This window comes from Massilia sp. Soil_C_3 (assembly GCF_057657035.1).
In genome coordinates this window covers 78,462-98,375 of record NZ_JBDGJG010000005.1, presented here as the reverse complement: position 1 = coordinate 98,375, position 19,914 = coordinate 78,462, and the positions used below count along the sequence as shown (strand labels likewise).

The following is a 19,914-nucleotide window of genomic DNA, read 5'->3' as shown; positions in this document are numbered from 1 at the left end:
CTCAAGATGGTTTCATCCTGACAAGACGCCACGCCATGCATGACGCGCAGGCGCCATCTCGCTATAATCTCGTCCTTCGCCCCAAAGGAAATACCATGTCCCTGCTTGCCCACGAGCTCGAATTGCTTTCGCCCGCCAAGACCGCCGACATCGGCCGCGAAGCGATCCTCCACGGCGCCGACGCCGTGTACATCGGTGGACCGGCCTTCGGGGCGCGCCACAATGCCAGCAATCCGCTGGAGGACATCGCCGCGCTGGTCCAGTTCGCCCACGGCTACCGTGCGCGCATCTTCGTGACCATGAACACGATCATGCACGACAGCGAACTCGAGCTGGCGCGCAAGCAGATCTGGCAGCTGTACGAGGCCGGCGTCGATGCGCTGATCATCCAGGACCTGGGCCTGCTTGAACTCGACCTCCCGCCGATCCAGCTGCACGCCAGCACCCAGTGCGACATCCGTGGCGCGGAGAAGGCAAAATTCCTGGGCGACGTCGGCTTCTCGCAGCTGGTACTGGCGCGCGAGCTGACGGTCGACCAGATCCGCAAGATCCACGCCGCCACCGACACGCCGCTCGAATACTTCGTGCACGGCGCGCTGTGCGTGGCCTATTCGGGCCAGTGCTATATCTCGCACGCCGACACCGGCCGCTCGGCCAACCGCGGCGACTGCTCGCAGGCATGCCGCCTGCCCTACACCCTCTCGGACGGCCAGGGCCGCGTGGTCGCCTTCGACAAACACCTGCTGTCGATGAAGGACAACGACCAGAGCCGCAACCTGGAAGCGCTGGTCGACGCCGGCATCCGCTCGTTCAAGATCGAGGGCCGCTACAAGGACATGGGCTACGTCAAGAACATCACGGCCAACTACCGCCTGCTGCTGGACGAGCTGCTCGAGCGCCGTCCGGAGTTCGCGCGCGCCGCCAGCGGACGCACCCGCGTGATGTTCACGCCCGACGTCGACAAGAACTTCCATCGCGGCCACACCGAATACTTCGCACAGGGCCGCCTGACGGACATCGGCGCCTTCGACTCGCCGAAGTACGTGGGCGTGGAACTGGGCATCGTGGCGCGCCTGAACGGCGACAGCTTCGACATCGTCACCACGGCGCCGATGGCCAACGGCGACGGCCTGAACTACATGAACAAGCGCGACACCTGCGGCATCCAGGCCAACCGCGCCGAGAAGCTGGGCGAGGAAGCCGAGGGCCAGCGCTGGCGCGTGTTCCCCAACGAGCCGATGCAGTCCCTTGTCGGCCTGAAGGTGGGCACCGTCATCCACCGCAATCGCGACCACCAGTGGGAAGCCACGCTCAATAAGAAATCTTCCGAGCGCAAGGTGGCGGTCGACCTGATCCTGAGCGAAGTGCCGGGCGGCCTGCGCCTGGACGTCGTCGACGAGGACGGCATCGCATCGAGCGCCGAAGCGATGCTCGAACTGCAGCCGGCCCAGCAGGCGGCCCAGGCCGACGCCGGGCTGCGCGCCAGCCTGGCCAAGCTCGGTAACACGATGTTCGAGGCCGGCCACGTCGCCCTGCATCTGAGCCAGCCGTGGTTCGTGCCGAGCGCCGCCATCAACGCCCTGCGCCGCGACGCCATCGCCGCGCACGAGGCGGCGCGCCTGGCGGCCTGGGTGCGTCCGCAACGCAAGGCGTCGGTGCAACCGCCGCCCGTCTACCCGGACACCCAGCTCAGCTACCTGGCCAACGTCTACAACGAAAAGGCGCGCGCCTTTTATCACAAGCACGGCGTGCAGCTGATCGACGCGGCCTATGAAGCGCACGAGGAAGCCGGCGAAGTGTCGCTGATGATCACCAAGCACTGCCTGCGCTTCTCGTTCAACCTGTGCCCGAAACAGGCCAAGGGCGTGCAAGGCGTGCAGGGACAGGTGAAGGCCGAGCCGATGACGCTGGTCAGCGGCGACGAGAAGTACACGCTGCGCTTCGATTGCAAGCCGTGCGAAATGCACGTGGTGGGCGCCATGAAGACGAACATCCTGAAGTCGCCGCCGCCGTCGAATGTGGCTTACACACCGTTGACCTTCCATCGCCAGCGTCCGCGCGATCAAGCGCCGAAGACCTGAGCGGCTGCATGTCGCAGGGTATGCGCTCGAGTTAGCGTAGAAGCGTCGTTCCCGCGAAGGCGGGAACCTAAGTCCTCGACGTAGTCGAAACGCTTGCAAAACTTAGGTTCCCGCCTGCGCGGGAACGACGACGGGTCTGCTCATAAGTTGACGGCATTTGGCCCACAGGAACCGTTTTCACTTCCGGACTATTGTGCAATCCGCCGCGATTTTTCGGCATGGGCGGCGCGAGCGTCCGCGTCCATACTGGCTCCATTGTCCAACCACACAACGGAGCCCACCATGAAAGACCAACTGTCCAAAGTCGTCCTGATCACCGGCGCCAGCAGCGGCATTGGCGAAGCCACCGCCCGCCATCTCGCCGCGCTTGGCCACCGCGTGGTGCTGGGCGCGCGCCGTACCGAGCGCCTGGTGGCGCTGGCGGCCGATATTCGCGAAGCCGGCGGCAAGGCCGACGTGGCCCAGCTCGACGTGACGAACCTTGAAAGCATGCGCGAATTCGTCGACTTCGCCATCGAGCGCCACGGCCAGGTCGACGTGTTGATCAACAATGCGGGCGTGATGCCGCTGTCGAAGCTCGATGCGCTCAAGATCGACGAATGGAACCGCATGATCGACGTGAACATCCGCGGCGTGCTGCACGGGATCGCCACCGTACTGCCGGGGATGCAGGCGCGCCGCAGCGGCCAATTCATCAATATCGCCTCGATCGGCGCCTACACCGTCAGCCCGACGGCGGCCGTCTACTGCGCCACCAAGTTCGCGGTGGCGGCCATCACCGAGGGCCTGCGCCAGGAAGTGGGCGGCGACATCCGCGTGACCCTGGTCTCGCCCGGCGTGGTGGAGTCGGAACTGGCCGACTCGATCTCGGACCCGCTGGCGCGCGACACGATGCGCGAGTTTCGCAAGGGCGCCATCAAGCCGGAAGCGATCGCGCGCGCCATCGCCTTCGCCATCGAGCAGCCGGCAGATGTCGACGTCAGCGAAATGATCGTGCGGCCGACGTCCAGCCCCTACTGATCCACGACGACATCAGGACGGGATCTTGAGTCCCTTCCTGACCGAGGGGCGCGCCAGGAAACGATCCAGCGCGTCCCTCACATTGCCGAAGTCTTCAGCGCCGATCAGGTCCTCCGCCTCGTAGAAGTTCAGCAAACCATTAATCCAGGGGAATACTGCGATGTCGGCAATGGTGAAGTCGTTGCCCGCGATCCAGGTATGCTGCGCCAGCTGCGCGTCGATCACGCCGAGCAGCCGGCGCGATTCGGCCACGTAGCGGTCACGCGGGCGCTTGTCTTCGTAGTCCTTGCCGGCGAACTTCACAAAGAAGCCGAGCTGGCCGAACATCGGCCCCACCCCACCGATCTGGAACATCACCCACTGGATGACGCGGTAGCGTCCCGCCGCGTCAACCGGAATGAGCTTGCCGCTTTTCTCGGCCAGATACAGCAGGATCGCGCCCGATTCGAACAGCGCCAGCGGCTGCCCGTCCGGGCCATCCGGATCGAGAATGGCGGGAATCTTGTTGTTCGGATTCAGCGACAGGAAGGCCGGCGAATTCTGCTCGTCTTTCGCGAAGTCGACCTTGTGCACCTCGTATGGCAGGCCGATTTCTTCGAGCATGATCGGAATCTTGACGCCGTTCGGGGTCGGCATCGAGTACAGCTGCAGCCGCTCGGGATGTGCCGCCGGCCATTTTTTGGTGATGGGGAAATCGAAAAGCGTGGTCATGTCGTTGGCGCCTCTTCAGGATCCGCCGCGGCGGCAGAGTGCCAAGATACCAAAGATTCAATATGCCCGCTGCCCGCCATCGGGCAGCGGGCCGGATCGCGTGGATCAGCCGAACAGCTTGTTGGCAGTCTTGGCGATGAGTTCGCCCTGGTGGCGGGCGCCGCCCAGGTCTTTCTCGCTCGGCTGGCGCTGGCCCTGGCCGCCGGCGATGGTGGTGGCGCCGTAGGGGCTGCCGCCGACGATCTCGTCCAGGGTCATCTGTTCCTGGTAGCTGTACGGTAGACCGACAATGGTCATGCCGAAGTGCAGCAGGTTGGTGATGATCGAGAACAGCGTCGCTTCCTGGCCGCCGTGCTGGGTGGCGGTGGAAGTGAACGCGCCGCCCACCTTGCCGTTCAGGGCGCCCCGCGCCCACAGGCTGCCGGTCTGGTCGAGGAAGGCCGCCATCTGCCCCGGCATGCGGCCATAGCGGGTCGGCGCGCCGACGATGATGGCATCGTAGTGCTCCAGCTCGGCCACGGTGGCGACTGGCGCGGACTGGTCGAGCTTGAAGTGGGCGCCCTTGGCGACGTCTTCGGGAACGGTTTCGGGAACCCGCTTGACGTCGACCGTCGCGCCCGTGCTGCGCGCGCCTTCGGCGACGGCATTGGCCATCGTCTCGATGTGGCCATACGACGAGTAATACAGTACCAGTACTTTTGCCATCGACTTCCTCCATGTGTGGGATTCAGAACGGCCATTGTAGCGACAATGGCCGTATGCCCGTTTTCGGGTCACATGGATTGTGCAGGCTTGGCGCCTCTCGCGCACTAAGACTTAAGCAGGATCAGAGCCAGTAGATGAAGGCGATCAGGGCGATCACCAGCACCACGCGGGTGATGTTATAGGCGGTCTTGTTCCAGGCCTTGAAGCGGCGGCGGTACTGGCCGGCGTAGAAGGAAATGCGGAACAGCTTGCTCACCAGGCCGACCTGGTCGCCGGTCTCGTTGGGCGAGGCGGCGGCGGTCATCACGGTGCGGCCGAACCAGCGGTTAAAGGCGCCCATCCAGCGGTAGCGCATAGGACGCTCGATGTCGCAGAACAGGATGATGCGATCGCTCTCGCTGCCGTTGATCGCCCAGTGGATGAAGGTTTCGTCGAAGACGACGCCCTGTCCGTCGCGCCAGCTGTGGCGCTCGCCGTCGACGTCGATGAAGCAGCGGTCATCGTTCGGCGTGGCCAGGCCCAGGTGGTAGCGCATCGAACCGGCGAACGGGTCGCGGTGCGGGTTCAGCTTGCCGCCCGGCGGCAGTTCGGCGAACATCGCGGCCTTGACCGACGGGATCGACTGCAGCAGCGCATAGGTCTGCGGACACAGGCGCTCGGCCGACGGATGGCTGGCGTCATACCATTTGAGGTAGAAGCGTTTCCAGCCGTTTTTGAAGAAGGAATTGAAGCCGGCATCGTCGTTCTGCTCGGCGGCTTTGATCTTCTTGAGCGCCAGCAGGTTCTCGGCTTCGGCGCGGATGATCTGCCAGTTCTCTTGCAGGCGCGCCAGTTCGGGGAACTCGCTCACCGGGATGAAGGGCGTGTTCGGCACCTTCGAGAACTTGTGCATGAAAATATTGATCGGCGCCATGAACGACGAGTGATCGAAGATCTGGCGACGGAACGGCAGGCGCACGCGCCCACGGAAATGGATGTGCAGGATAGACAGAATATAGAAACCTACCACGACCCACTTCATTACATCCTCCATCGCAGCCATAGAAGCGGCTGACTCCCTTGATCAAGGACGCAGGATACCACATCGGCTACTGGGCCGTGGAGGCCCCGCCGACTCGCTGGGGAGGGAGGATAACGCCGGCACACGGGCCGGATGGCCCGCCTGCCGGCGGCTAGACCGCCAGGAAATGTCAGTGCAGCACCGACGTCATCGCATACCCTTTTTCGGCGATCTGGCCGCTGAGGTTATCGATGTCGAAATCCTCGATCTGGTCGGCATTGTCGTCGACCTCGAAAGCGCGGGCTTCGATCTCCCAATCGGTATTGGTGGCTTCCTCGGGGATGTTCTTGGCTTCGGGAACGGCCAGGTACGAGAACTTGCCGTCTTGTTCGGCTCTGCGGTAAATATCCAGGCGCATAGTCATTTTCCTCTATTCAATGCCCGCTTTCCGGATGAAAGCGCGCAGCTCCACAGTAGAAGATCAAGTGGCCATAGTCTGTTATCTGCCGAACATTCTGCCGAACACCAGAGCAGTCGCGTCAGCGCGCCGGATTGTAACCCAGCACGCGCGCGGGCAGCATGACGATCGCGCGCAGCAGGCTGAACACGGCATCGACGCCGATGCCAAGCAGGCGGAACGGCAGCAACAGCAGCCACACCACAGGATACAGCACCAGGGCAAGCAGCGCGATTGGCCAGCAAAGGAACAGCAGCACCAACCATACCAGGAAACTCAGCATCGTCTTTCTCCATGAAGAAGCATCATGGTGAATGTAGGCCGAAAGAGGTGACCGAGCCAGTGCCGTGCGATAAACGGGGGGAAAGACAGGATGAACGGTAGAGCGTGCGTAAATCGCTGCTTCCAATTACGTCGTCCCCGCGAAGGCGGGGACCCAAGTTTTAAGCGCGCCACTTACAGATATCGATGTGGCTGCACTGGAAACCTCGGGTCCCCCCCTGCGCGGGGACGACGTTAATCGTATCGCGAGTTAGGCGATAGCCGCAGTTTCCTGCTCGGCAGGAACGTATGACTCCTGCGGACTGACAACCTCGACCTTGATCGACGCTTGCAGCGACGGGATCGAACCGCCAGCCCGGTAGGCGAACGACATGCGCAGCAGGTCGCCGGCCTTGACCTCGACCGGACGGTACAGCGGCAAGGTCATGTAGTGGTTGAGCCAGTCGATCGTGGTGGCCTGCTCCTGTACGATGGCCAGCACGTTCTTGGTTACGAAGCGCATCGCGTTCAGGGTGCCGCCCTGCTCCACTACCATCGAGCCTTCCCAGGCGATCAGGCTGTCGACCGGCTGGCTGAAATCGAGGATGCTGTACACGGCGGGTTGGGCCAGCTCGACCGTGCCTGGCTGGACCACGCCGGTTTCCTGGAACTGGACGATCGGGGCGTAGAAGCCGTCGAAGTCATACGCCTGCTGCAGCGGCTGGACCGCCATGATCACGGCTTCCGGCATGAACAGCGGCAGCGGGCCGCCGAACTTGGCCAGGTAGCGGCGCTTGAACGATTCGATCACCTCGACCTGCTTTTCGCGCAGCATGCCGACGTGGATCATCTCGCAGATCACGACGTCGACCGGTTCCGGCGGCAAGTAGTCAAAGGCGTCGGCGTGCACCACCTCGACCTTGTGGCCATTCGGGTTCATCGCCAGGAAGCGGCGCGCCTCCTGCACCATGTCCGGATTGAACTCGACGCAATACACCTTAGAGGCGCTCTGGGCCGCGAAGAAGGACAGCACGCCGGTGCCACCACCCAGCTCCAGCACTTTCGCGCCGGGGAACACGGAATAGTGGATGGCATTCTTGAAGCTGTGCATCCGGTTCTGGTCCATCAGCATATTGTGATGGTAGTGGACTGGAATGAACTGCCCCAGGTAGCAGCTTTCGATTTCGCGTTCGTTGAGCATGGGTATCCTTGGTAATCGGTGGTCGTTTGACCGTGGAAGCATTATGGATACCATTGCCCTCACGCAATTGGTCGAGCTAAGCGCGTTTTACCGTCCAATTCATGATCCAATTGTGACGCGGGCGGCATCAGCGCGGCGCAGCCCCCAATTCCTTGGCCAGTTGTTCGCGCCCCGCCTGCTTGGCAATCTGGGCCGCCGTCAGGCCTTCGGTGTTTTTCAGGCCGGTGTTGGCGCCACGGGCGACCAGCAGCCGCGCCGTCGCGTCCATCCCTTCGCGCGCCGCCATCATCAGTGGCGTAAAGGCGCCGCTGGCGCGTGGCGACACGGCGTCGAGCTTGGCGCCTTGCTCGATCAGCAATTGCGCGATCTTGTCGTCGCCACTGGCGGCGGCGTAGTGCAGCGCGGTCCAGCCGGGTTGATTGACCTTGGCCCCTTTTTTCAGCAAGGCGCGAACGACTTCTTCGTCGCGCTTGAAGGCGGCCATCATCAGCGCCGTATTGCCATTGACCGCCTTGCGCTCGAGGTCGGTGCCCGGATGGCGCAGCAGCTCGAGGATCACCTCACGCGAGCCTTCGCGGACCGCCAGCACCAGGGCCGGCTCGCCACCCAGGGGATTGAGTTCGTTGGCATTGACGACCGCGCCGACCATCTTGCGCACCGTACTGGCGTCATCCATCTGCACGGCGCGGAAGAAGGAACTCACCTGCTGCGGCGTGGGCGGTTCGGCGGCGTGGGCGCCGGCGATTGCGGCAAACAGCAAACTGGTGGCAAACAAGCGGCGGATCGGCACGTGTCAGCTCCTGGCGGTCTGGAACAAGTTGAAGAAATTCTCGCTGGTGCGGTCGGCAACCTCGCGCAGCGAGACGCCCTTGAGCGTGGCGATGTATTCGGCCACATGGGCCACATAGCCCGGCTCGTTCATCCTGCCACGGAACGGCACCGGCGCGAGATAGGGCGAATCGGTCTCGATCAGCATGCGCTCGAGCGGCACGGCCTGGGCCACCGCCTGCAGTTCCTTGGCACTCTTAAAGGTGACGATGCCCGAGAACGAAATATAGAAACCCTGGGCCATGGCGGCCTCGGCCACGGCCAGCGATTCGGTGAAGCAGTGCATGACGCCGGCCACGCCACCGGCGTCCGTGCCGGCGCCCTCTTCCTTCATCAGGCGGATCGTGTCTTCGCTGGCGGCGCGCGTATGGATGATCAGGGGCTTGCGGGTTTCGCGCGAAGCCCGGATGTGCACGCGGAAGCGCTCGCGCTGCCATTCCAGGTCGCCTTCGAGCCGGTAGTAATCCAGGCCGGTTTCGCCGATGGCGACGATCTTGGGGTGGTTGGCCAGCTCGACCAGCTGCTGCACGGTCGGCTCCGGGGTGTCTTCGTAGTCGGGGTGGACGCCGACCGAGGCGAAGATGTGGGGATGCTCCTCGGCGAGCGCGAGCACTTGTGGGAAGTCCGGCAAGTCGACCGACACGCACAGGGCGTGCGTCACCTTGTTCTCGGCCATCTTGGCCAGGATTTCGGGCATGCGGGCTGCCAGTTCCGGGAAATTAATGTGGCAATGGGAATCGATAAACATCCTGTCATTGTAAAGCCAGGCGGCGGGGAGCGCCATGCAGGCCACTACCGGACAGTTGCATCACTGTCCGTCCGGGGCCAGGAGTCCAATGCGGCGAAACGGTGGTCTAAGCGGCAAACGTGGATAACTTGCAACAACGTAAAAAGATCGAATCGTGCGCGCAACAAAATTCTTCACTTATCTTAGTATGTGCAATATCAATTTTTTAACAACCGAAGAAATATTGCGATGAAAACTGTCTCACTCCGCCTCCTGCCCTGCCTCGTCCTGATGGCCGCTTCGTTCTCGGCCTCGGCCGGCCCGACCGTGACCAGGGCGCTTGAAGTCAAAGGCGTATTCAATGAAAAAGTCGGTCCCGCGCCGCAATGTGCGTCAACCCTCGGCGGCAAGCTTGCCGGCCATGGTGAGACGGCGGACGGAACGCCAGTCGCGTTCGTCGGCGGAGATTGCTTCGCCCAATCTGGCACGACATTCACGTTCAGCAACGGCAAGTTCGTCCTGCTGTTTCCGAACGGCGACCAGATCTTCGCTAACTACGGTGGCCAGTTCCTTCCCACCGGCGCAGGCACTGCCTATGTCATGAACGGCGGCACCTTCACCATCACCGGCGGCTCCGGCGCCTATGCTCGCGCAACCGGCGGCGGCTATTTGAGCGGCACCGAAGACCTGTCCACCGGCGCCGGCACGATTGCGTTATCGGGTCGCGTTTCCTACAAGCCGAAGTGATCGCTTAAACAGCGCCAGGCTGCGCTGACACAGCCTTGTAACGGCCCAAAGAAAAAAGAGCGGTATGTATCCCGCTCTTTTTACATCAGTCTGCGACGCGCTTGCCCAGAATAATCAGGTCGCGCTCGATCCCGTCGAGATTGGCCACGCGCGGGAAATTAGCCCACGTCTCGAACCCGTATTTGCGGAATAGCGCCAGGCTAGGCTGGTTATGACCAAAAATAAACCCTAGCAAGGTATGCACCTTGACCTCGGGCGCGAACGCCATCGCCAATTCCAGGCAGTAGCGCCCCAGACCCTTGCCACGCGCGCTTTCGGCGATATAGATTGACACCTCGGCCGTACCCGAATACGCCGGACGGCCATAGAAGTTCGAATACGACAGCCAGCCCAGCACTTCAGGATGCTCGCTCGTATCGTCGGCAGCATGGATCACCCACAGCGGACGCCGATCGGGCGTATGGTCATTGAACCAGCCCACCCGCGACTCGACCGTAATAGGTGCGGTGTCGGCAGTGACTTCGCGCGAAGCGATGGTGGAATTGTAGATATCGACGATGACCGGCAGGTCATCGCGTCGAGCCAGGCGATGGACGTAGGATGGCATGAAACGAAAGGTGGTGGTTACAGGGTATGGGTTGCGCGCGAAGACCGCAGCGCCGCGCCGAGGATCTCTTCGATACGGGCCTTGGCGCGCTGCCCGGCTTCGTCGGCCGGGAAATGCACGCCGATGCCTTGCGCCTTGTTGTTGTTGGCGCCGCTCGGGGTGATCCAGGCCACGGTGCCGGCGATCGGATATTTGCTCGGGTCGTCCATCAGCGCCAGGATCAGGTAGATCTCGTCACCGATCTTATACGGTTTGTTGGTGGGCACGAACATGCCGCCGTTCTTGAGGAACGGCATGTAAGCCGCGTACAGCGCCGCCTTTTCCTTGATCGCCAGCGACAGCACCGAAGGCCGCGGGGCCTGGGCTGCGTTCGTCTCTGGCTGGGTGACGCTCATCGTGGTCCTTTCATGTGCAGCAAGCAGTGTACTCAAGCAGCATATCTTCGACAAACAATTTTGCCGACAAAGGATGATCCGCCACAGCACGCCGCTCGTTCACGGCCTTGATCACGCGCAGCAGGCCCGGCGTCTGGACGCGGCCGGCCAGCGCCGCCAGTTCCTTCTGGTAACGCGGGTAGTAGCGGATATTGCCCGACAATTTGTACGAAAACACATCGTACAACCAGCGCTGGGTCCACGAGACCAGGGCCGGCAGCTCGGCCTTGGCCAGCTTCTCGGCGGCGCGCAGCGCGGAGTCCGGCGCCGGACGGGCCAGGAATTGCAACAGCGCCTCCATCTCGTCGCGGCTGCCGTTGGTCGACTCGGCCAGGGCCGCCAGCGGCGCGCCGCCCTGCTCGCGCAGCCAGCTATCGGCGTCCGGCACGCCCTGCTCCTTGAGCCAGGCCAGGGCCTCGGCGTGCGACGGCGTCGGCAGCGCGAACTTGCGGCAGCGCGACAGGATCGTGGGCAGCAGGCGATCGAGGCTGTTGGACGAGAGCAGGAACACGGTGCCTGGCGGCGGTTCTTCCAGCGTCTTGAGCAGCGCATTCGACGCCGGCATGTTCAGCGCCTCGGCCGGATACAGCACCACCACCCGCAAGCCCTGGCGGTGGGTCGAGATGTTCATGAAATCCGACAGGTTGCGGATCTGCTCGATCTTGATTTCCTTCGAGGGCGCCTTGGTCGATTTCGACTTGCTGCCCGCTTCGCCGTCCTCCCCGTCGGCCGGCAGATCGTCTTCGAATACCTCGGGCCGCACGCGGCGGTAATCCGGGTGGTTGTGCTGCACGAACCAGCCGCAGGACGCGCAGGTGCCGCAGGCATGGCCGTCCGGCTGCGGGCTCTCGCACAGCAGGGCCTGGGCAAACGACTCGATAAAATCGGCCTTGCCGGTGCCGGCCGGGCCATGGAACAGGATCGCATGCGGCATGCGCGCGCGCATCTGCTGCAGCTGGGACCAGGCGGCCCCTTGCCACGGGTACATCGTCACAACAATTTCTCCAGAACTTGGGCCAGGCTGGCCTGGATATCGGCAATGCTCCTGGTCGAGTCGACCACGACGAAACGCTCGGGGAATTGTTCCGCGCGGCGCAGGTATTCGGCGCGGCATTTGGCAAAGAAGTCGGCCTGCTCGCGTTCGAATTTATCCAGCGTGCGGGTCGCGTCCAGGCGCTGGCGCGCCACCTCGAGCGGCACATCGAACAGCAGGGTCAGGTCGGGCTGGAGCTCGGGATGCACCCAGGCTTCCAGCGCTTCCATCTTGGCGCGCGCCAGGCCGCGGCCGCCACTCTGGTAGGCGAAGCTGGCATCGGTGAAACGGTCCGACAGCACCCATTTTCCTGCGGCCAGATTCGGGGCAATCACTTGCGCGATGTGTTCGCGCCGGCTGGCGAACATCAGCAGCGCCTCGGTTTCCAGGTGCATTTTTTCGTGCAATAGCAAGTCGCGCAGCTTTTCGCCCAGCGGCGTGCCGCCCGGCTCACGCGACGAGACGATCTGCTTGCCGCGCGACGCTAGATAATCGGTGACGAAGCCGATGTGGGTCGATTTCCCGGCCCCGTCGATGCCTTCGAAGGTAATGAACTTGCCCTGCATGTGCTGCCTTGCTTCGTGTTAGTGGGATTCGGTGAGCGGGCCGTTGGTGATGCCGCGCTGGAAACGATTGACCGCGCGGTTATGGTCCAGCAGGTTGTCCGAAAAGTGGCTGGTGCCATCGCCGCGCGCCACGAAATACAGTGCCGGCGTCTCGGCCGGCGCAAGCGCCGCATTCAGCGACTGCAACCCCGGCAGCGCGATCGGCGTCGGCGGCAGCCCGCTGCGCGTATAGGTATTGTAAGGGGTATCCGTCAGCAGGTCCTTCTTGCGGATCTGGCCCGCATAGGCTTGGCCCATGCCGTAGATCACGGTCGGATCGGTCTGCAGCAGCATGCCGGTGCGCAGGCGGTTGACGAACACGCCGGCGATCATATTGCGCTCGCTCTTCTGGCCCGTTTCCTTTTCGACGATCGACGCCATGATCAGGGCCTCGTACGGCGTCTTGTACGGTAGCTCCTTGTTGCGCTTTTCCCAGGCTGCGTTCAGGTGGTCGATCATCGCCTGGTGCGCGCGCCGGAAGATCTCGATTTCCGACGAACCCTTGGCGAACAGGTAGGTATCCGGGAAGAACATGCCCTCAGGGTTTTTGAACTCGGTCGATATCTTGGCCATCAATTCCTGGTCGGAGAGCTTGACGGTATCGTGCTTGAGACGATCGTGCGCGCCGATGGCCTGGCGCATCTGGCGGAAGGTCCAGCCCTCGATGATAACGATCGCTTCTTGCGCGAACTCGCCGCGCACCAATTGGGTCAGCAGGCGACGCGGGCTGGTATTCGGCTTGAGTTCATAGCTGCCTGCCTTGATGCGGGCGGCGTCGCCCGTCAGGCGCGCCAGCAGCGCGAACATGGTCGGGTTGATCGGCACGCCGGCCGCCACCATCTGTTGCGCGCTCGATGCGACGCCGCTGCCGGGGTTGATCGTGAATTCGATCGGCTCACCGCCCGTGGTCAGCGAGTGCTTGGTCCACCAGGAGAATCCGCCTGCGGCTGCCAGCGTGACCACGACGCCGGTAACGAGTAATTTTTTTATGAATGCCATGTGGTGTGTGCGGGTTCAAACACGGATGCCAATGCGGATTGCGGCGCTCCCGGCGCGATTTCCCCGACAACTCTATAATGAGGCCGTAATGATAAAGCCTAATTGCCAAAATATTTCGGAATTTCATGAGTAACTGGACTGATCACCTCGCCACCTATGGCGCACGCTTTCATCTCGACGAAGCCACCCAGGTCGAGGACTTCGGCGCGCCCCTGGATATTGACGCGCTCGCGGCCGGTTTTGTCGCCACCGTCACCGACCAGGGCCTGATCGCCGTGGCCGGCGAAGAAGCCGCGAAATTCCTGCATGCCCAGCTCACCAACGACGTCGAGCACCTGCAGCAAACCGAGGCCCGCTTCGCCGGCTTCTGCACGCCGAAAGGCCGCCTGCAAGCGAGCTTCCTGATGTGGCGCGACCTCGATGCGGGGCTTGATACCGTGTATTTGCAGCTGCCGCGCGCCATCCAGCCGCCGCTGCAAAAACGCCTGTCGATGTTTGTGCTGCGCAGCAAAGCCAAGCTGCGCGACGCCACCGACGAAGCGCCGTTCATGGCCGTGTTCGGCCTCGGCGGCGCCAGGGCGCAAGCGGCGCTCGGCCGCTTCGTCAATACGCTGCCAGGCGCGCCGATGGGCAAGACCAGCGGCGAATTCGGCACCGTGCTGCGCCTGCATGACGCCTTCGGTGCGCCGCGCTACCTGTGGATCACTTCGAGCGAAGCGGCGAGCGCCGCCCTGCCGGTGCTGAAACAGGAACTGGCGCTGGGCGGCAACCAGGCCTGGAGCCTGGCCACCATCCACGCCGGCGAGCCGCAAGTGAGCGCCGCGACGCAAGAACAGTTCGTGCCGCAGATGATCAACCTCGAACTGCTGGGCGGCGTCAACTTCAAGAAGGGCTGCTACCCGGGCCAGGAAATCGTCGCGCGCACCAAATATCTGGGCAAGATCAAGCGCCGCGCCGCGCTGGCCGGCATCGAGAATGCCGCCGCGCGCGCTGGCGACGAAGTCTTCTCGGTGGCGGACCCGGATCAACCCTGCGGCATGGTCGTCAACGCCGCGCCGAACGGCCGTGGCGGCGCCGATGCGCTGGTCGAGATCAAGCTGGCGGCACTGGGTGAAGAGGTGCGCCTGGGTTCGGCCACCGGCGCGCCGTTGCATTTCCTGCCCATGCCCTACAGCCTCGACGCGATCGACGACTAGCGATGGTCGACCTATACGTCTACTACAAGGTGCGCAGCATCGATGCCGCCCGGCTGGCGCCACTGGTGCACGCGATGGGGCGCCAGCTGGCGCAGGACGCGGGCGTGCAGGTGCAGCTCAAGCGCCGTCCCGAAGACAAGGACGGCCTGCAAACCTGGATGGAAGTCTATCCGGGCGTGACTGACGCTTTCGATGCAGTGTTGAAGCAGGCGGTCGTCGATGCCGGCATCGAAACCTTGCTCGCCGGGCCGCGCCGTCTTGAAATTTTCACGGACTTGCCGCCATGTGCCTGATCGTATTCGCCTGGCACGTCGTTCCCGGCGTGCCCGTCATCGCCGCCGCCAACCGCGACGAATTCTATGACCGCCCCGCCGCCCCGGCCGGCCCCTGGCCGCAGGCGCCGCACGTGATCGCGGGCCGCGACCTGCAGGGCGGCGGCAGCTGGATGGGCGTGTCGGTCACCGGTCCCAACGGTCCGCGCTTCGCGGCGCTGACCAATATCCGCGGCCCACAAGAACGCCGGACGGAAGCACCGTCGCGCGGCGCGCTGGTGGCCGACTACCTGCGCGGCGAGCTCGATGCGGCAGCCTACGTGGCCGAACTGGCGGCGCGGCCCGACCTGTACAACGGCTACAACCTGGTGCTGGGCGACCGCGAGACCCTGTACTGGTACTCGAACCGCGGCGGTACCGACCCGCGCAACGGCCAGCCTTTGGCCCGGGGCCGCATCTACGGCATCTCCAACGGCCTGCTCGACACGCCATGGCCCAAGGTGTTGCGCACCAAGGCGCAGTTCGCGAGCCTGCTGTGCCAGGGTGCGCCCGAGGATGCGTACTTCGAGATGCTGGCCGATACCACGCGCGCGCCTGATGTACGGCTGCCCGAGACCGGCGTGCCGATCGAGATGGAGCGCATGCTGTCGCCGGTGTGCATTGAGTCGCCCGAGTATGGCACGCGCACCTCGACCGTGGTCAAGCTGTATCGGGATGCGGGGCCGGAGTTGCATGAGCGGGTGGTGCAGCCGGGGGTTGTGGCTGCGGCTTGAATTGGGGTTGCGATGAAGCGAACCATCTTAGGTTCCCGCCTGCGCGGGAACGACGGTTTTCGGGCTAGTGGCGTCGTTGAGCATCATTGGTATCGCCAGCACGTCGTTCCCGCGCAGGCGGGAACCCAAGTCAGCCTGCGCATCGGCACAGATGTTGTCCCCGTGACCGTCAGCGTCGCCCTTTCATCCCCGCCTTCAAAATCTCCTTCAAATGCGGCGTCGCCGCATACGGATCCGCCGGCTGCCGTGCATGCACCAGCGCATCCATCCGCTCGGCCACCGCGCCCAGCGCCTGCGGATGCGAGAACACATAAAAACGCTCTTCGCGGATCGCGTCGAAGGTCAGGCGCGCGACGTCCGCCGCCGACACCTTGCCGGAACCGACCGCCTTTTCGGTAAGCGCCTGCGCCGCAATCTGGCTCGCGGTCATGATTTCGTCCGTACGCAATTCGTCCGGCCGGTGGCGATGCGATTGCGCGATCGCGGTCGGGATGAAATACGGGCACAGCACCGAGGCGCCGATCGGCGCATCGACCAGCTTGAGGTCGTGATACAAGGTCTCGGTGAGCGACACCACCGCATGCTTGGACACGTTATAGATGCCCAGCGCCGGTGAATTGAGCAGCCCCGCCATCGAAGCGGTATTGACGATCCAGCCGCGATAGCCCGGATCCTGCGCCGCGCATTCGAGCATCGTGCGCGTGAACACGCGCACGCCGTGGATCACGCCCCACAGGTTCACGCCCAGCACCCATTCCCAGTCTTCCTCGGAGTTCTCCCACACCAGCCCGCCGGCGCCCACGCCGGCATTATTGAACACCAGGTGCACGGCGCCGAAACGCGCCATCGCCGAATCGGCCAGTTCCTGCACGTGCTCGCCCTTGCGCACGTCGCACACCATGGCCAGCACCTCGGTCTGCTTCGCTAGTTCATCGGCCGCTTTTTCGAGGGCCTTGGGCTGGACGTCGGCCAGCACCAGCTTCATGCCCAGGCTCGCGGCCAGGTTGGCGAACTCGCGCCCCATGCCGCTGGCGGCGCCCGTGATGACCGCAACCTTTCCGTGAAATTCGTCCATCCCTGTCCCTCCCTAAGCTAGACCGCTGTCACCCCGCCATCCACCGCCAGCACCTGGCCGGTGATGTGCTTGCCTGCATCCGAAGCGAACAGCACCACCGCGCCCTTCAGGTCCTCGTCATCGCCCAGGCGCTTGAGCGGCGCCGCGGCCGCCAGGCCATCGACGCCATAGGTGGCGAGCACGCCCTTCGTCATCTTCGACGGGAAAAATCCCGGCGCGATCGAGTTGACCGTGATGCCGTAGCGTCCCCACTCGCCGGCAAGCGTACGGGTGAAATTTACCACTGCGCCCTTGGACGTGTTGTACGCCAGCGTCTGCATCGCATCGGGCGGGTTGCCGGCCAGGCCAGCGATCGACGAGATATTGATGATGCGGCCGTAGCGGCGCGGGATCATCGACAGCTTGCCGACCGCCTGCGACACCAGGAAGATCGAGCGCACGTTCAGGTTCATCACCTTGTCCCAGGCCTCGAGCGGATAGTCCTCGGCCGGCGCGCCCCAGGTGACGCCCGCATTGTTGATCAGGATGTCGACGTGCCCGAGGCGCGCGATCGCCTGTTCAACCAGCGCCTGCGCCTGGCCTGGCTCGGACAGGTCGCCCGCGAAGCAGCTGGCCTCGATGCCGAGGGCGTGCAGCTGGGCTACGGTGGCATCGAGTTCCTCCTGCTTGCGCGACGAGATCACCAGCCGCGCGCCCTGCTCGCCGAGCGCCTGCGCCATCTGCAAGCCGAGCCCACGCGAGCCGCCGGTCACGATGGCGGTCTTGCCCTTCAGTGAAAACAGCTCCTGCGTGGTGCGCATGCGGTCTCCTGTTTTTTTTGATGGAAGGCTCAGACCTCGTAGTCCATGCACTGGCGCCCTTCGCGGATCGCGCCGATGAAGGGCACGACGGCCTGGTGGGTCGGATGCTTGATGTAAGCCTCGAGTGCGGCGCGGTCAGCGAACTCCGAATACAGCACCACGTCATAGGTCGCCTCGAGGTCGGGCTGGGCCAGGGTCACCTCGAAGGTCAGGATGCCCGGCACGATGGTCGCGCACTCGTCCAGCCGGCGCTTCATCTCGTGTGCATTGCTCACGCGGTCCGCGCCTTCAGCCTGTTCCTTCAACTTCCACATCACGATGTGCTTGATCATTCTGTTTCCTGTTCTATTCATGGTGGGTGATCGCCTTCGGCGCCCCTGGCCGGGACGAGAAGCCGATCGAGCATAGCATAGCGACAGCACGACCGTTCGCGAAGAAATGCCAAATTCATATCGGCACGACCTAGGATGATTCTCTCCTATGAGCGGCGTGTAGTCCCACAAACAAAAGCGGGTTCCGGAACAATTCTGTAAGCCCCGTGTAAGCTTAATGCAAGATTCGCGTAAGGTTTCGGGCGCACAGTGAAGTTAGCTGACCAACAATCAGCATTTCCGGTTACACAAAATTAATTACGGAGACACCCATGGCTATCACGCCCGGCAATACTGTCGGAGGACAAGCTGCACCTACCTCCGCCGGACTCACCAAGGAAGAACGCAAGGTCATTGCCGCTTCTTCCCTCGGCACCGTTTTCGAATGGTACGACTTCTATCTCTACGGTTCGCTCGCTTCCATCATCGCCAAGCAGTTCTTCATCGGCGACCCGAATACAACCTTCATTTTCGCCCTGCTCGCCTTCGCGGCCGGCTTCATCGTGCGCCCGTTCGGGGCGCTGGTGTTCGGCCGCCTGGGCGACATGATCGGCCGCAAATACACCTTCCTGGTGACCATCCTGCTGATGGGCGCCTCGACCTTCCTGGTCGGCATCCTGCCGAGCTATTCGCAGATCGGCATCGCTGCGCCGATCATCCTGGTCACCCTGCGCATCCTGCAAGGCCTGGCGCTGGGCGGCGAGTATGGCGGCGCCGCCACCTACGTGGCCGAGCACGCGCCGCATGGCAAGCGCGGCCTGTTCACGGCCTTCATCCAGACCACGGCCACGATCGGCCTGTTCCTGTCGCTGCTGGTCATCCTGGGCACCCGCACCCTGACCGGCGAAGAGGAATTCCAGGCCTGGGGCTGGCGTATTCCCTTCCTGATTTCGGTCGTGCTGCTCGGCATCTCGGTCTGGATCCGACTGTCGATGAACGAGTCGCCGGCCTTCGCCAAGATGAAGGCCGAGGGCAAGACCTCGAAAGCGCCGCTGTCGGAAGCTTTCCTGCGGCCCAAGAACGCCAAGGTTGCCCTGCTAGCCCTGCTCGGCCTGACGATGGGCCAGGCCGTGGTGTGGTACACCGGCCAGTTCTACGCCCTGTTCTTCCTGACCAAGACGCTCAAGATCGCCGACCCGACCGCGAACATCCTGATCGCCATCGCGCTGCTGCTGGCCACCCCGTTCTTCATCGTGTTCGGCGCGCTGTCGGACAAGATCGGCCGCAAGTGGATCATCCTCGGTGGTTGTGTGATCGCCGCTGCTACCTACTTCCCGATCTTCAAGGCCATCACCCACTACGGCAACCCGGCGCTCGAAACCGCGCTGCAGACCGCGCCAGTCGTGGTGGTGGCCGATCCGGACACCTGCAGCTTCCAGATCGACGCCACCGGCACTAAGAAATTCCCGAACTCGTGCGACATCGCCACCCGCATGCTAACTGCCGCCTCGGTGAGCTACAACCGCGTCGATGCGCCGGCCGGCACCGTCGCGACGATCAAGATCGGCGACACCGAGTACCGCTCCTTCAACGCCGTCATGACGCCGGATAACCTGAACTTCGACAAGGCTTCACTGGCCAGCGAAGCCGCGCTCAAGGCCGAGGTGAACGGCGCCCTCAAGGCGGCCGGCTACCCGGACAAGGCCGATCCGACGCAGATCAACAAGCCGATGCTGGTACTGTTCCTGTTCATCCTGGTGCTGTACGTGACCATGGTGTACGGCCCGATCGCGGCGATGCTGGTCGAAATGTTCCCGACCCGGATCCGCTATACCTCGATGTCCCTGCCGTATCACATCGGTAACGGCTGGTTCGGCGGGCTGCTGCCGACGACCGCCTTTGCGCTGGTGGCATTCAAGGGCGATATCTACTACGGGCTGTGGTATCCGATCGTCATCGCGCTCATCACCTTCGTGATCGGCGCCTTGTTCGTGCGGGAGACCAAGGACAACAATATCTACGCGAACGACTGAAATAGCGGTTGTCCAACGAAAAATGCCGCTGGCTTGCC

At 63.4% G+C, this 19,914-nt stretch carries 23 protein-coding genes; 7 read left to right on the top strand and 16 right to left on the bottom strand.

Annotated features, from left to right (window positions below):
- Positions 1-95: 95 nt before the first annotated feature.
- A complete protein-coding gene (locus tag AC3A6F_RS11045; RefSeq protein ID WP_487680608.1) occupies positions 96-2,081 on the top strand; it encodes a peptidase U32 family protein in 1,986 nt (661 codons plus the stop codon).
- A 282-nt stretch (positions 2,082-2,363) separates the two neighbouring features.
- Positions 2,364-3,101: an SDR family oxidoreductase gene (locus tag AC3A6F_RS11040; RefSeq protein ID WP_487680606.1), complete on the top strand. Its 738-nt coding sequence runs from the start codon at positions 2,364-2,366 to the stop codon at positions 3,099-3,101.
- Positions 3,102-3,113: 12 nt separating this feature from the next.
- Here AC3A6F_RS11040 and AC3A6F_RS11035 read toward each other — a convergent pair whose 3' ends face one another.
- From AC3A6F_RS11035 to AC3A6F_RS11000, 8 genes are all read right to left on the bottom strand, one after another.
- Positions 3,114-3,812, bottom strand: a complete 699-nt coding sequence (locus AC3A6F_RS11035) for a glutathione S-transferase N-terminal domain-containing protein (RefSeq protein ID WP_487680604.1) — start codon at positions 3,810-3,812, stop codon at positions 3,114-3,116.
- A gap of 105 nt (positions 3,813-3,917) precedes the next feature.
- Positions 3,918-4,517: an NAD(P)H:quinone oxidoreductase gene (gene wrbA / locus AC3A6F_RS11030; protein ID WP_487680602.1), complete on the bottom strand. Its 600-nt coding sequence runs from the start codon at positions 4,515-4,517 to the stop codon at positions 3,918-3,920.
- 121 nt (positions 4,518-4,638) lie between these two features.
- Entirely contained in the window at positions 4,639-5,538 is a 900-nt protein-coding gene (gene lpxO, locus AC3A6F_RS11025; RefSeq protein WP_487680600.1) for a lipid A hydroxylase LpxO, read from the bottom strand.
- Between the two features lie 169 nt (positions 5,539-5,707).
- Positions 5,708-5,935, bottom strand: a complete 228-nt coding sequence (locus AC3A6F_RS11020; RefSeq protein ID WP_487680598.1) for a DUF6139 family protein — start codon at positions 5,933-5,935, stop codon at positions 5,708-5,710.
- Positions 5,936-6,056: 121 nt separating this feature from the next.
- A complete protein-coding gene (locus tag AC3A6F_RS11015; protein WP_109343564.1) occupies positions 6,057-6,257 on the bottom strand; it encodes a hypothetical protein in 201 nt (66 codons plus the stop codon).
- A gap of 249 nt (positions 6,258-6,506) precedes the next feature.
- Positions 6,507-7,436 carry a class I SAM-dependent methyltransferase gene (locus AC3A6F_RS11010; protein ID WP_487680596.1) on the bottom strand — a complete coding sequence of 310 codons (930 nt, stop codon included), beginning with the start codon at positions 7,434-7,436 and terminating at the stop codon, positions 6,507-6,509.
- Positions 7,437-7,563: 127 nt separating this feature from the next.
- Positions 7,564-8,226 (bottom strand): ankyrin repeat domain-containing protein, encoded by a 663-nt coding sequence (locus tag AC3A6F_RS11005; RefSeq protein ID WP_487680594.1) that lies wholly within the window; start codon positions 8,224-8,226, stop codon positions 7,564-7,566.
- A gap of 3 nt (positions 8,227-8,229) precedes the next feature.
- Positions 8,230-9,012 carry a TatD family hydrolase gene (locus tag AC3A6F_RS11000; protein ID WP_487680592.1) on the bottom strand — a complete coding sequence of 261 codons (783 nt, stop codon included), beginning with the start codon at positions 9,010-9,012 and terminating at the stop codon, positions 8,230-8,232.
- Positions 9,013-9,240: 228 nt separating this feature from the next.
- Here AC3A6F_RS11000 and AC3A6F_RS10995 point away from each other — a divergent pair, with 228 nt between their 5' ends.
- Positions 9,241-9,738, top strand: coding sequence for a hypothetical protein (locus AC3A6F_RS10995; protein WP_487680591.1), 498 nt, complete (start codon positions 9,241-9,243; stop codon positions 9,736-9,738).
- Positions 9,739-9,823: 85 nt separating this feature from the next.
- Here the strand turns inward: AC3A6F_RS10995 and AC3A6F_RS10990 are convergent, their stop codons facing one another.
- The 5 genes from AC3A6F_RS10990 to mltG are packed head-to-tail and all read right to left on the bottom strand — an operon-like array spanning position 9,824 to position 13,416.
- Positions 9,824-10,345 carry an N-acetyltransferase family protein gene (locus AC3A6F_RS10990; protein ID WP_487680589.1) on the bottom strand — a complete coding sequence of 174 codons (522 nt, stop codon included), beginning with the start codon at positions 10,343-10,345 and terminating at the stop codon, positions 9,824-9,826.
- A 17-nt stretch (positions 10,346-10,362) separates the two neighbouring features.
- Positions 10,363-10,740, bottom strand: coding sequence for a PilZ domain-containing protein (locus AC3A6F_RS10985; protein ID WP_487680587.1), 378 nt, complete (start codon positions 10,738-10,740; stop codon positions 10,363-10,365).
- A gap of 10 nt (positions 10,741-10,750) precedes the next feature.
- Complete coding sequence (locus AC3A6F_RS10980) at positions 10,751-11,767, bottom strand: DNA polymerase III subunit delta' (RefSeq protein ID WP_487681285.1); 1,017 nt, start codon at positions 11,765-11,767, stop codon at positions 10,751-10,753.
- A 2-nt stretch (positions 11,768-11,769) separates the two neighbouring features.
- On the bottom strand, positions 11,770-12,378 hold the full coding sequence (gene tmk / locus AC3A6F_RS10975) for a dTMP kinase (RefSeq protein WP_487680585.1): 609 nt from the start codon (positions 12,376-12,378) through the stop codon (positions 11,770-11,772).
- Positions 12,379-12,396: 18 nt separating this feature from the next.
- Entirely contained in the window at positions 12,397-13,416 is a 1,020-nt protein-coding gene (gene mltG / locus AC3A6F_RS10970; RefSeq protein ID WP_487680583.1) for an endolytic transglycosylase MltG, read from the bottom strand.
- A 125-nt stretch (positions 13,417-13,541) separates the two neighbouring features.
- Here mltG and ygfZ point away from each other — a divergent pair, with 125 nt between their 5' ends.
- From ygfZ to AC3A6F_RS10955, 3 genes are read left to right on the top strand one after another with little or no spacing between them, the layout of a single operon-like run.
- Positions 13,542-14,612 carry a CAF17-like 4Fe-4S cluster assembly/insertion protein YgfZ gene (gene ygfZ, locus AC3A6F_RS10965; protein WP_487680581.1) on the top strand — a complete coding sequence of 357 codons (1,071 nt, stop codon included), beginning with the start codon at positions 13,542-13,544 and terminating at the stop codon, positions 14,610-14,612.
- 2 nt (positions 14,613-14,614) lie between these two features.
- A complete protein-coding gene (locus tag AC3A6F_RS10960; protein ID WP_487680580.1) occupies positions 14,615-14,905 on the top strand; it encodes a DUF4936 family protein in 291 nt (96 codons plus the stop codon).
- Positions 14,896-15,657, top strand: coding sequence for an NRDE family protein (locus tag AC3A6F_RS10955; RefSeq protein ID WP_487680578.1), 762 nt, complete (start codon positions 14,896-14,898; stop codon positions 15,655-15,657). Before AC3A6F_RS10960 ends, AC3A6F_RS10955 begins: the two co-directional genes overlap by 10 nt.
- A 169-nt stretch (positions 15,658-15,826) precedes the next feature.
- Here the strand turns inward: AC3A6F_RS10955 and AC3A6F_RS10950 are convergent, their stop codons facing one another.
- From AC3A6F_RS10950 to AC3A6F_RS10940, 3 genes are read right to left on the bottom strand one after another with little or no spacing between them, the layout of a single operon-like run.
- Positions 15,827-16,732 (bottom strand): SDR family oxidoreductase, encoded by a 906-nt coding sequence (locus AC3A6F_RS10950; protein WP_487680576.1) that lies wholly within the window; start codon positions 16,730-16,732, stop codon positions 15,827-15,829.
- A 17-nt stretch (positions 16,733-16,749) separates the two neighbouring features.
- Positions 16,750-17,532 (bottom strand): SDR family oxidoreductase, encoded by a 783-nt coding sequence (locus tag AC3A6F_RS10945; protein WP_487680574.1) that lies wholly within the window; start codon positions 17,530-17,532, stop codon positions 16,750-16,752.
- Positions 17,533-17,561: 29 nt separating this feature from the next.
- Entirely contained in the window at positions 17,562-17,864 is a 303-nt protein-coding gene (locus tag AC3A6F_RS10940) for a Dabb family protein (protein ID WP_487680572.1), read from the bottom strand.
- A 311-nt stretch (positions 17,865-18,175) separates the two neighbouring features.
- On the opposite strand from AC3A6F_RS10940, the gene AC3A6F_RS10935 reads away from it, so the two are divergent.
- Positions 18,176-19,876 carry an MFS transporter gene (locus AC3A6F_RS10935; RefSeq protein ID WP_487680570.1) on the top strand — a complete coding sequence of 567 codons (1,701 nt, stop codon included), beginning with the start codon at positions 18,176-18,178 and terminating at the stop codon, positions 19,874-19,876.
- The last annotated feature ends 38 nt before the right edge of the window (positions 19,877-19,914 follow it).